An 11,864-nucleotide genomic window follows, 5' to 3' on the forward strand; every position below is an offset into this window, starting at 1 on the left:
GCCGCCCCAACCAGATGTTCACCGTCGCAGGTCAGACCAGTCGGCCATGACAGTGCTTGAACTTCTCGCCAGATCCGCAGGGGCAGGGATCGTTCCGGCTGGGGTTGCCCCACGTTGCCGGGTCCGTCTCGTCAAAGCCTGCCAGACGGTTGGAGGGTGCAGCCTCTGCTACCGCCTCGGCTGCAGCGGCTTCCGCCACCGCGCGCTGTTGCGCCCGCACCTGCGCCATCATCTCGTCCTGTTCGGCCTGCGTCAGCGGGCGGATCGCGGCAAGCTTCTGCGTCACCTCTTGGCGCAGCGAGTTGAGCATCGATTCAAACAGCGCGAAGCTTTCGGTCTTGTATTCATTCAGCGGGTCGCGCTGCGCATAGCCACGGAACCCGACAACAGAGCGCAGATGTTCCAGCGTCAGCAGGTGTTCGCGCCACTTGCTGTCGATGGATTGCAGCAGGATCTGCTTTTCGATCGAGCGCATGGTTTCGGCGCCGAAAGCCTCGGTCTTTGCGGCCATCGCCTTGGCAGTCGCCTCACCCAGACGTTCCTTGATGACGTCCTGATCGACACCTTCTTCGGCGGCCCAATCCGCCAGAGGCACGTCGATGTTCAGCTTTTCACGCACGGCTGCGACAAGTGCATCGACTTCCCACGCATCCACATAGGATTTCGGCGGCAGATACATATCGACCAGATCGTCGATGACCTGCGTGCGCATATCCTCGGCGATTTCGGCGACATCCTCGGCCTGCATGATCTCCAGCCGCTGGCCAAAGATTGCCTTGCGCTGGTCGTTCATCACATCGTCGAACTTCAGCAACTGCTTGCGGATGTCGAAGTTGCGGCCTTCCACCTTGGCCTGCGCGCGTTCCAGCGATTTGTTGACCCAAGGGTGAACGATCGCCTCGCCTTCCTTCATGCCCAGTTTGGACAGGACAGCATCAAGCTTTTCAGACCCGAAAATGCGCATCAGATCGTCTTCCAGAGACAGGAAGAAAGACGACCGCCCCGGATCGCCCTGACGCCCCGAACGGCCACGCAACTGGTTGTCGATGCGGCGGGATTCGTGGCGCTCGGTGCCGAGAACGAACAGGCCACCGGCAGCCAGAACCTTGGCCTTTTCCTCGGCGTGTTGCGCCTCGATCCGCTTGCGCACCTCGTCGGGGTTGACATGCGGGTCGGCGGCAATGGCCGCCATGACCTGCATTTCGACGTTGCCGCCAAGCTGGATGTCGGTGCCGCGCCCTGCCATGTTGGTGGCGATGGTCACAGCGCCCAACCGGCCCGCGTCGGCGACGATCTGCGCTTCCTGTTCGTGCTGGCGGGCGTTCAGCACGTTGTGCGGCACCCCTGCGGCTTTCAGCAGGCCCGACAGGAACTCTGATTTTTCAATGCTGGTGGTGCCGACAAGAATGGGCTGGCCCTTTTCATGCGCCTCCTGGATCGACTTCACCACGCCTTCATACTTCTCGCGCGCGGTGCGGTAGACCTGATCGTGTTCATCCTTGCGGGCGACGGGGCGGTTGGTCGGAACCTCGACCACGCCAAGGCCGTAGATTTCCATGAATTCTTCTGCTTCGGTCGCCGCCGTCCCGGTCATCCCGGCCAGCTTTTCATAGAGGCGGAAGTAGTTCTGGAAGGTGACAGAGGCCAGCGTCACGTTTTCCGGCTGGATCTGCACGCCCTCTTTCGCCTCGATCGCCTGATGCAGGCCGTCCGAGAGACGGCGGCCACGCATCATGCGGCCGGTGAATTCGTCGATCAGCATCACCTCGCCATCACGGACGATATACTGCTGATCCTTGGTGAACAGCTTGTGCGCGCGCAGGGCCTGCGTCACATGGTGGACAAGCGTGGTGCTTTCGGGGTCGTAGAGGTTTTGACCCTCTGGCAGCAGACCTGCCTCGCGCACCAGACCTTCGATGAACTCGTTGCCCTCGTCGGTGTAGGTGACGTTGCGGGTTTTCTCGTCCAGCTTGAAGTGCTCGCCGGTAAGATGCGGGATCAGGGCATCGACCTTGGTGTAAAGCTCTGAACGGTCCTGCGACGGACCCGAGATGATAAGCGGCGTCCGCGCCTCATCGACAAGGATCGAGTCAACCTCGTCGACGATGGCAAAGAAATGACCCCGCTGGGCCATGTCTTCGATGCTGGCCTTCATGTTGTCGCGCAGATAATCGAAGCCGAGTTCGTTATTGGTCGCGTAGGTGATATCGCAGCGATAGGCGGCCTTTTTCTCGGCGTCCTGCTGATAGGGGTAAACGACGCCCGTCGTCATGCCGAGTGCGCCGTAAACCTTGCTCATCCACTCGGCATCGCGCTTGGCCAGATAGTCGTTGACCGTGACGATATGCACGCCCTTGCCCGCCAGAGCGTTCAGATAGGCCGGGAAGGTCGCCATGAGCGTCTTGCCCTCGCCCGTCTTCATCTCGGCGATGTTGCCCTGATGCAGGAAGATCCCGCCCTTGAGCTGCACATCAAAGGCGCGCAGCCCGAGCGCGCGCTTTGCACCCTCGCGGCAGTTGGCGAATGCTTCGGGCAAGAGCGCGTCAAGGCTTTCGCCTGACTGCGCGCGCTGTGCCAGCACCCTCGTCTTCTCTTTGAGGCCTTCGTCGCTGAGCGCGGCGAACTCCGGCTCCAGCGCGTTGATCTGTGCGACCAGCGGGCGAACCGATTTGACCTTGCGATCGTTTGGCGTGCCAAAGACCTTACGCGTTAGCGAACCCAGACCCAGCATATGTTCTCCGTGGGTATTCCTGACAGCATCGTGTGAACCAAGGGCCTTGCCCGCCCCCATTGCCTTCCATAGAAAGCCCAAGAAGGCCGGCCGGCCCCATCGCACGCGACCCCCGCGATTTAAGGGACAGGCCCGCCATAGTCAATGTTTGGCGGGGTCGCAGCCCGATCAGGAGGGTGTGAAAATGACGAAATGGACCAAGTTCTTGGCCAGTTGTGCCGTAGTGGGTGCCATGTCCGTGCCCGCGCTGGCGCAGGATACCACCGCAGATACGGTCGTGGCCACGGTCAACGGCACGGAAATTACGCTTGGCCATATGATCGCCCTGCGTGAGAGCCTGCCGCAGCAGTATCAGGCCCTGCCCGATGATGTGCTGTTCAACGGCATTCTCGATCAGCTGATCCAGCAGACCGCGCTGGAGCAATCGGTGACCGACATCGCGAAACGTGACCGGCTGGCGCTGGAAAATGACCGCCGCGGGTATATCTCGGGCGTTGCTTTGCAGGCAGTGATCGCAGGCGCGGTGAACGATGAATCTCTGCAGGCGGCCTATGACGCGAAATTCGCCAATGCCGAACCTCAGACCGAATACAACGCGGCACATATCCTTGTGGATTCCGAAGAAAAGGCAGCCGAGCTGAAGGCGCAGCTTGATGGCGGGGCCGACTTTGCAGAACTCGCACGGGCCAATTCTACGGATGTCGGCTCGGGGGCCAATGGCGGCGATCTGGGCTGGTTTGGTCTGGGGATGATGGTAAAGCCGTTTGAAGACGCGGTCATCGCCGCCGAAGTCGGCAAGGTGGCTGGCCCTGTGCAATCGGATTTCGGCTATCACCTGATCTTGGTCAAAGAAACCCGCATCGCCGCAGCCCCCACGCTTGATGAAATGCGTGACCAACTGGCCGCCGAGATCGAGCGCGCCGCCGTTGATGCACACATCAAGTCGCTGACTGACGCCGCGGACGTCTCGCGCCCCGGTGAGGGGCTTGACCCGACCCTGCTGCGTGATGCAACGCTGCTGGACAAATAGTCCCCGGGGGAAGTCATGGCAAAGACCGATTGGAAGGCTGAGGCAAAGGCGCTGAAAAAGCGGTTGCGCAAGCTGAAGGCACAGGTGGCAGACACGGTTTCCGACGTTGCGGGCACCGTCGGTCACGAGGTGGCCGAAGCTGCAGGCAAGATCGGCACCAAGCTCAAGCCTGCCAAGCCTGTGTCACCACTGGCACCAAAAGATGGCTTCCCCACCCTTCCCGTTATCAAGGGGGTCGAGTTTTCGGCCGCTGAAGCCGGGATCAAATACGCAAACCGCAAGGATGTTATGCTGATCCGCCTCGCGCCCGGCACGGCGATGGCGGGCGTGTTCACGCGCTCGTCCACGCGGTCGGGCTGCGTGCGCGATTGTCAGGAAAAGCTCGCCGCCAAAGTCCCTGCCGGGGCGGGGGCGGCGATCATCGTCAATTCCGGCAACTCGAACGCCTTTACCGGCAAGGTGGGTGACAAGGCTGTGGCAGAGGTGACAGGCGGCGTGGCCGCCGCGCTTGACCTGCCCGTCAGCCGGGTCTTTTCGTCCTCGACCGGCGTGATCGGCGAACCTTTGCCCCATGAAAAGATTACCGCCGTGCTGCCGGATCTTGTCGACGGTCTGCGCGATGACGCGATCGAGATGGCCGCCCATGCGATGATGACCACAGACACCTTCCCAAAAGGTGCTGCGGCGACCATTCAGGGGGAAGGCGGCCCCATTCATATCGCGGGCATCGCCAAAGGCTCGGGCATGATCGCGCCCGATATGGCGACCATGCTGGTCTACATCTTTACCGATGCCAAGATATCGCCCGCGATGCTGCAGCGGATGTTGTCGCGCAATGTGGACGCGACCTTCAACTCCATCACGGTCGATAGCGATACCTCTACTTCGGACACGCTCTTGCTGGCCGCGACGGGCCAGAGCGATGCAGCGCCTGTCAAGGGCGAGGTTGCCAAAGCTTTTGAAAGTGCCTTGCGGACGGTCATGCATAATCTGGCATTGCAGGTGATCCGGGATGGCGAAGGTGCGACCAAGTTGGTCGAAGTCCGCGTCACGGGCGCCGCAAGCGATGCGGATGCGGCCAAGGTTGCCTTCTCCATCGCCAATTCGCCCTTGGTCAAGACGGCGCTTGCCGGGGAAGACCCGAACTGGGGTCGGATCGTGGCGGCCGTGGGTAAATCAGGGGCCGAGGCCGAACGGGACAGCCTGTCCATCCGGTTTGGCGATGTGCTGGTCGCCAAGAATGGCTGGAGAAGCCCCGACTACAAGGAAGAAAAGGGCGCGGCCCATTTCAAACAGGATGAAATCCTGATCCGCGTCGATCTGGGCCTTGGCAAATCCAGCCGCACGGTCTGGACCTGCGATCTGACGAGCCGCTACATCGAAATCAACGCAGACTACCGCTCTTGAAAATCGTCCTCGTCTCAGCCGTTGCCCTGATCGACGCTGATGGCCGCGTGCTTCTTGCACAGCGGCCTGAAGGCAAGTCCTTGGCGGGGCTTTGGGAGTTTCCGGGTGGCAAGGTCGAACAGGGGGAGTCACCCGAGCAGGCGCTGATCCGCGAGCTTAAGGAAGAGCTGGGCATCGACACGTGGCAAAGCTGCCTTGCCCCGCTTACCTTTGCCAGCCACAGCTACGAGAATTTCCACCTGCTGATGCCGCTGTTTGCCTGCCGCAGATGGGAAGGAATCGTGCGAGGCCAGGAAGGCCAGAACCTTGCCTGGGTTACCGCCGACCGTCTGAAAGACTATCCGATGCCACCCGCAGACATCCCTTTGATTCCGATTTTGCGCGATTGGCTGTAAGCATCTATTCTAAAGATGCTAGATTTCGCCGCATTGCGACACAAAATTAATGGTTTTCTGAAATATCTGAGGTAATTATTGGAACAAGTGCCAATGGGGGGTTGCTGAATGCTCAGAACGATTGCTGTCGGAAGTTGTGTCTCCATCCAGGGTTTGCTTGTGAAAACCCTTTCTGATGGGAAGCTTGTCATCAAGGTCGATGAAAAGCTGTTTGTCGGATATCCTGTTTCGCTGACCCGCGCAGCCTGACCCGCAACACACACAAAACAAAAAAGCCGGGGTTTCCCCCGGCTTTTTTGTTTTCAGAAACACCCTCAGGCGAGGGTGCGCTGAACCTCTTCACGTTCGAAGATTTCGATGATGTCGCCGGGGCGAATATCCTCATAGCGCTCGAAGGCCATACCGCACTCTTGGCCGGAGATGACTTCCTTGACCTCATCCTTGAAGCGCTTGAGCGTTTTGAGCGTGCCTTCGTGGATGACCACACTGTCACGCAGCAAGCGCACGCCTGCCGAGCGACGCGCCACACCTTCGGTGACCAGACAGCCGGCAACCTGACCAACGCCCGTAACCTTGAACACTTCCTTGATCTGCGCATAGCCGATGAAGGTTTCACGCACTTCGGCCTTGAGAAGGCCGGAAGCGGCGGCTTTGATATCGTCGACCAGATCGTAGATGATCGAATAATACCGGATCTCGACGCCCTTCTGGTTCGCGGATTGCCGTGCCGAAGCATTGGCACGAACGTTGAAGCCGATGATCGGCGCACCGGATGCTTCGGCAAGGCCGACGTCGGTGTCGGTGATCGCGCCCACGCCGTAATGCAGGATGCGCACGCGCACCTCTTCGTTGCCAACCTTCTCCAGAGCCTGCACGATGGCTTCGGCCGAGCCTTGCACATCTGCTTTGACCAGAACCGGCAGTTCAGCCACCGACTGGTCCGCCTTGGCCTTTGCCATCAGCTGTTCCAGCGTGGTGGCAGCGCCAGCGGCCGCGCGTTTGTCTTTCGCGGCTTGCTCACGGTAGTTGGCGATTTCACGCGCCTGCGCTTCGGTTTCGACAACGTTCAGCGTATCGCCCGCTGACGGCGTACCGGACAGACCCAAGACTTCGACGGGAACAGACGGGCCTGCTTCCAGAACCGTTTCGCCCTGATCGTTGACCAGCGCCCGCACCTTGCCCCACTGCTCGCCGACGACAAAGATATCGCCTTTGCGCAGGGTGCCGTTCTGCACCAGAACGGTAGCGACCGGACCGCGGCCCACATCGAGCTTGGCTTCGATCACCGCGCCCGAGGCTGCCCGATTCGGGTTGGCCTTCAGTTCCAGAATTTCGGCCTGAAGCGCGATTGCCTCGAGCAGGTTATCGATGCCCTTGCCCGTCTTGGCCGACAATTCGACGTCCTGAACATCGCCAGACATCGCTTCGACGACGATTTCGTGCTGCAGCAGGTCCGTCCGCACCTTGGTTGCATCGGCACCGTGCTTGTCCATCTTGTTGATGGCGACGATCAACGGAACCTTGGCAGCCTTGGCATGGTGGATTGCCTCTATCGTCTGCGGCATCACGGCATCATCTGCCGCAACGACCAGAACGACAATGTCCGTCACGCTCGCACCGCGCGCACGCATGCTGGTAAAGGCTGCGTGGCCGGGGGTGTCGAGGAAGGAAACCAGCGACCCGTTCGGCGTGCGGACCTGATAGGCCCCGATATGCTGCGTGATCCCGCCCGCTTCGCCGGAGACCACGTTGGCCTTGCGGATGGCGTCAAGCAAGGAGGTCTTGCCGTGGTCGACGTGGCCCATGATCGTCACGATCGGCGGGCGCGGCAGCAGGTCTTCTTCGCGGTCTTTGACCGAGTCGATCACCTGTTCCACGTCGGAATCAGACACGCGCACAGCTTTGTGGCCGAATTCCTCGATCACAAGTTCTGCCGTATCGGCATCGATGGCCTGGTTCATCGTGACCATCATGCCCATTTTCATGAGCGTCTTGACCACATCCGCTGCGCGCTCGGCCATACGGTTGGCCAATTCCGACACAACGATGGTTTCGGGCAGTTGCACGTCGCGCACCTGCTTCTCTGGCTTGCTGCCGAAGCCCATCGCCTTCTGGCGGGCCTTTTCCTGCTTGCGCTTCATCGCCGCAAGACTGCGGGTCCGCCCACCTTCGCCATTCAGTGCGGCAGACAGGGTCAGCTTGCCACCACGGCGGCTGTCGTCGCCCTTGGCTTTGGCGCTGCGCTCACGCTCTTCGCGCTCGCGGTCGGTCTTGCGTTGCGGTGCCGGCGCGAGCGGTGCCTTGGCGGCGACCCCGCGCGGACCAGATGCATCCTGAGCGCGGCTCACCGGAGCATCTGCGGGGGCGGCAGCAGCGGCGGCAGGCTTTGCCTCGGCAGGCTTTTCAGCCGACCGCGGACGGGTGCCAAGAACCTCGGCCTTGCGCTGAGCTGCCGCTGCAAGACGCGCTTCAGCTTCGGCGCGGGCGGCACGTTCTTCTTCCTCGGCCTTCAGGCGCAGAGCCTCAAGACGCTCGCGCTCTTCGCGCTCTTTGGCTTCAATCTCTTCACGGCGGCGCTGGCGCTCTTCCTCGCGCTGACGCTCTTCTTCGGCCCGGCGCTCGTTATCCGCGACTTCACGCGCCTTGGCAGCCCGCAAGGCCGCCAGACGACGCTCCATCTCGGCGTCCGAGATGCCCGCAGGCCGCTTGGCCGGATCGCCCAGGTTCGGAGACCCGCCGCTGGCGCCCGATGCTCCGGCCGCGCCCGGCTTTGTGGGAACGACCACGCGCTTGCGTTTCGTTTCAACCACGACGCTTTTTGTCCGGCCGTGGCTGAAGCTTTGCTTCACCTGACCGGAACGAGGTGCGCCACCCAAACCGAGGGGTTTTTTGCCGTCTGTATCGCTCATGCGTCCTTCGTATCCTTCCCGGCGATCATGTCGCCGACTTGCTTGTCCTCTGCCCCACGCAGGCCGACAAGCCTTGCCGCTTCCTCTACAACACGGTTGTTGAGTCCACCAGCCGCAAGCGCGGCGTGTATCGCACGTTCGCGACTGAATGCCAAACCCATTTCCCCTGCTGTAAGGCAGGAAATGAGGGATTCTGGCCCATTTGGCGGACGAAGCTTTTCTTTCCCGCGCTCTGAACCGTCGCTGGCCTGTATCAAGGTGCGCGCCTGACCCTTGATGAGCCAGTCCTTCACCTTTTCATAGCCGCAAATCGCATCTCCGGCTTTGCGCCCGAGAGATATAAGATCGATCAGCCGCTGGACCAAGAGCTGCTCGATCATTTCGGGCAGATCGTCCCGCACCTTGACGGGCCGACGTGCGGCCCGCGAAAACAGGTTCTTCTTGACCGCCTTTGCCAAGGCCTCCCGGTCGGCGGCAACATAGATACCGCGACCGGGCAGACGCGCCAGAATGTCCGGCACGATCTCATCCTCCGGCCCCAGCACAAAGCGGATCAGACCCGCTTTTGGCTGGCTTTCCCCAGAAACGATGCACTTGCGTTCCGGTTCGTCGCGCGATTCCTTGTGCCCGCCACGCGTCATTCGCGTTGCTCCGAGGCCTGCGATCAGGCCTCGGCCTCCTCGGTTTCGGAGTCGTCAGCTTCGTCCTCGGCTTCCGCTTCCATTTCGGTCGGATCGACCCAGCCCAGCATGACACGCGCGGTCATGACCATGGTCTGCGCTTCTTCAAGGCTGACGTCGAACGCCTCCAGAATACCCTCATCCTTCTTGCGCTGGCCATTTTCGGTGGTCCAGCCGCCCGCCAGTTCCCAATCGGCGCAGGTTGCGAAATCTTCCAAGGTCTTGATGCCGTCCTTGGCGAGCGCCTCAAGCATCTGCGGCGTCAGACCTTCGAAGTTGATCAGGCTTTCCTCGACACCCATCTTGCGGGCGTTCTCAAGCGCCTTGCGGGCCTGCTCTTCCAGATAGTCACGGGCGCGGGCCTGCAATTCGGCAGCGGTGCCTTCGTCAAACCCATCAATCGACAAGAGTTCATCGACCTCGACATAGGCGACTTCTTCCAGATTTCCGAAGCCTTCCGAAACCAGAAGCTGTGCCATCATCTCGTCGACATCGAGCGTATCCATGAACAGTTTGGTGCGCTCGGCAAACTCCGCCTGACGGCGGGCCGATTCTTCGGCTTCCGTCATGATGTCGATATCAAGACCGGTCAACTGGCTGGCCAGACGCACGTTCTGGCCGCGGCGACCGATGGCAAGCGAAAGCTGCTCGTCCGGCACGACGACTTCGATCTTCCCGGCTTCTTCGTCGATCACGACCTTGGACACTTCGGCAGGCTGCAGCGCGTTCACGAGGAACGTGGCCTGATCCTGATTCCACGGGATAATGTCGATCTTTTCGCCCTGAAGCTCGTTCACCACGGCCTGCACGCGGCTGCCGCGCATACCGACGCAGGCGCCGACAGGGTCTATGGAGTTGTCATAGCTGATCACGGCGATCTTGGCGCGCGAACCCGGATCGCGGGCGACGGCCTTGATCTCGATGATGCCGTCATAGATTTCCGGCACTTCCATCTTGAACAGTTCGGCCATGAACTGCGGGTCTGTCCGCGACAGGAAAACCTGCGGGCCGCGCACTTCGCGGCGCACATCCTTGATGAAGCAGCGGATGCGGTCGCCGATGCGATAGGCTTCGCGCCCGATTTTCTCGTTACGGCGCAGAATGCCTTCGCCGCGGCCCACGTCCACAATGACGTTGCCATATTCTTCGCGCTTGACCACACCGTTGATGATGCTGCCCTTGCGATCGCGGAATTCTTCGTACTGACGATCCCGCTCTGCCTCACGCACGCGCTGGAGCAGCACCTGCTTGCCCGATTGCGCAGCGATGCGGCCCAGATCAACCGGCGGAACCTCGTCGATGACTTCGTCGCCGATCTGCGGGTTGGCCAAATAGTTCTTGGCCTGCTTCACCGTGAGCTGGGCGTGATGATTCTCAACCTGATCGTCCTCTACCACCGTGCGCACACGGGCAAAGGTCGCACGGCCGGTCTTGCGGTCGATGTTGACGCGAATATCAAGTTCGGAGCCGTAGCGCGACTTGGCGGCACGGGCGAGCGTTTCTTCCATAGCCTGGATCACCAGATCCGGGTCGATCATCTTCTCGCGCGCAACCGCTTCGGCGGTCTGGAGAAGTTCAAGCTGGTTGGCAGAGGTAATCGCCATCGGTCAACTCCCGGTCTTAATGTCTGGTTTCTTCGGCGGGATCTTCATCTTCGCCGTCGGTTTGCTCGATTTCGTCGAAGTCTGCTTCGTTGAAGGTGCCGCTTGCCTTCTTCTGGCGCAGCATCTCGGCGATCAGATCATCGGTCAGGATCAGCTTGGCGTCGGACAGCCAGTCGAACCGCAGACCGATGGTCACTTCTTCGCCCGCCTCTTCGATGAGGATCAGGATTTCTTCATCATCGACGCCCGCAAGCTCTCCCTTGAAGCGGCGGCGGCCGTCGATGAGTTCCGTCGTCTCGATCCGGGCTTCCCAACCCTTCCACATCTCAAAGTCCTTGAGGCGGGTCAGCGGGCGATCGATGCCAGGGGAAGACACTTCGAGAATATAGTTGTCTTCCACCGGATCCTCGACATCGAGGACGGCGGAAACCGCGGTCGAGATCGTGGCGCATTCATCCACGACGATACCACCCTCCGGGCGGTCGGCCATGATCTGCAAGACGCGGGTTTTCCCGCCCATCAGGCGGACGCGCACCAGCTCGAACCCCAGCCCCTCGATAACGGGGCCGATGATGTCGGCAAGACGCCGGTCAATGGCAGTTTTCGCGATAAGATCGGTCATGGGTTCCAAAAACAAAAAACGGGCCAAGCGGCCCGCGAACTTTCTTCGGTAGCTTCGGGTGTGGACCCCAAAACCGCTGTTGATCTGCTATCTAGACCTCAGACCGACGTTTTGCAAGCGCGAATGGCGTGACCTTGCCTCAAATGAAAAGAGGCCCGCCAAAGCGGGCCCCCTTCCGGATCAGAAAAGATCAGTGGCTGCCCGAGTTGTTCTTCTTGAGAGCCAGAGCGAGCAGCAGCGCAGCAGCGCCAGCAGCGGCAACACCAGCATTGCCCATGCTGCCAACGGGCTTTGCGCCCGGAACAACCGCGATAACTGTGTTGTCTTCTTCAGGGGCTGCAAGGCCACCGGCGCTGGCAACAGTTGCCGAAGCGGCAAGTGCGAGGGATGCGACGAGTGCGGTAATGCGCGACATTGGAACTCTCCAGTTTGTTTCTATATTGGCCGACAAATATCATATTCGATCTGGGCGCGAAAGATATTCAT

General features: G+C 60.7%; 10 protein-coding genes. 4 read left to right on the forward strand and 6 right to left on the reverse strand.

All coding sequences use genetic code 11. The annotated features are described in order from the left end of the window. Window positions 1-31: 31 nt before the first annotated feature. Window positions 32-2,731, reverse strand: coding sequence for a preprotein translocase subunit SecA (gene secA, locus G3572_RS17640; protein WP_164614365.1), 2,700 nt, complete (start codon window positions 2,729-2,731; stop codon window positions 32-34). Window positions 2,732-2,915: 184 nt separating this feature from the next. Here secA and G3572_RS17645 point away from each other — a divergent pair, with 184 nt between their 5' ends. The 4 genes from G3572_RS17645 to G3572_RS21905 all read left to right on the forward strand — a co-directional run bounded on the left by G3572_RS17645 (window position 2,916) and on the right by G3572_RS21905 (window position 5,812). Further along, complete coding sequence (locus G3572_RS17645) at window positions 2,916-3,761, forward strand: peptidylprolyl isomerase (RefSeq protein ID WP_164614367.1); 846 nt, start codon at window positions 2,916-2,918, stop codon at window positions 3,759-3,761. 15 nt (window positions 3,762-3,776) lie between these two features. Continuing rightward, entirely contained in the window at window positions 3,777-5,168 is a 1,392-nt protein-coding gene (argJ, locus tag G3572_RS17650; protein ID WP_164614369.1) for a bifunctional glutamate N-acetyltransferase/amino-acid acetyltransferase ArgJ, read from the forward strand. Further along, window positions 5,165-5,563 (forward strand): (deoxy)nucleoside triphosphate pyrophosphohydrolase, encoded by a 399-nt coding sequence (locus G3572_RS17655; protein WP_164614372.1) that lies wholly within the window; start codon window positions 5,165-5,167, stop codon window positions 5,561-5,563. The genes argJ and G3572_RS17655 overlap by 4 nt, the downstream gene beginning before the upstream one ends. Window positions 5,564-5,671: 108 nt before the next feature. Then, window positions 5,672-5,812: a hypothetical protein gene (locus tag G3572_RS21905; protein WP_205518782.1), complete on the forward strand. Its 141-nt coding sequence runs from the start codon at window positions 5,672-5,674 to the stop codon at window positions 5,810-5,812. 65 nt (window positions 5,813-5,877) lie between these two features. On the opposite strand, the gene infB is transcribed toward G3572_RS21905, so the two are convergent. The 5 genes from infB to G3572_RS17680 form a co-directional block, all read right to left on the reverse strand. Next, the gene (gene infB, locus G3572_RS17660) at window positions 5,878-8,472 is read right to left on the reverse strand and encodes a translation initiation factor IF-2 (RefSeq protein WP_164614374.1); all 2,595 of its coding nucleotides are present in this window, start codon (window positions 8,470-8,472) and stop codon (window positions 5,878-5,880) included. Then, a complete protein-coding gene (locus G3572_RS17665; protein WP_164614376.1) occupies window positions 8,469-9,113 on the reverse strand; it encodes an RNA-binding protein in 645 nt (214 codons plus the stop codon). The genes infB and G3572_RS17665 overlap by 4 nt, the downstream gene beginning before the upstream one ends. A 23-nt stretch (window positions 9,114-9,136) precedes the next feature. Further along, a complete protein-coding gene (gene nusA, locus G3572_RS17670) occupies window positions 9,137-10,756 on the reverse strand; it encodes a transcription termination factor NusA (RefSeq protein WP_164614378.1) in 1,620 nt (539 codons plus the stop codon). Window positions 10,757-10,772: 16 nt separating this feature from the next. Then, a complete protein-coding gene (gene rimP, locus G3572_RS17675) occupies window positions 10,773-11,378 on the reverse strand; it encodes a ribosome maturation factor RimP (protein ID WP_164614380.1) in 606 nt (201 codons plus the stop codon). A 190-nt stretch (window positions 11,379-11,568) separates the two neighbouring features. After that, window positions 11,569-11,793, reverse strand: coding sequence for a hypothetical protein (locus G3572_RS17680; RefSeq protein WP_164614382.1), 225 nt, complete (start codon window positions 11,791-11,793; stop codon window positions 11,569-11,571). Between the last annotated feature and the right edge of the window lie 71 nt (window positions 11,794-11,864).

It is taken from the genome of Pseudotabrizicola algicola, from assembly GCF_010915705.1.
Classification (GTDB): domain Bacteria; phylum Pseudomonadota; class Alphaproteobacteria; order Rhodobacterales; family Rhodobacteraceae; genus Pseudotabrizicola; species Pseudotabrizicola algicola.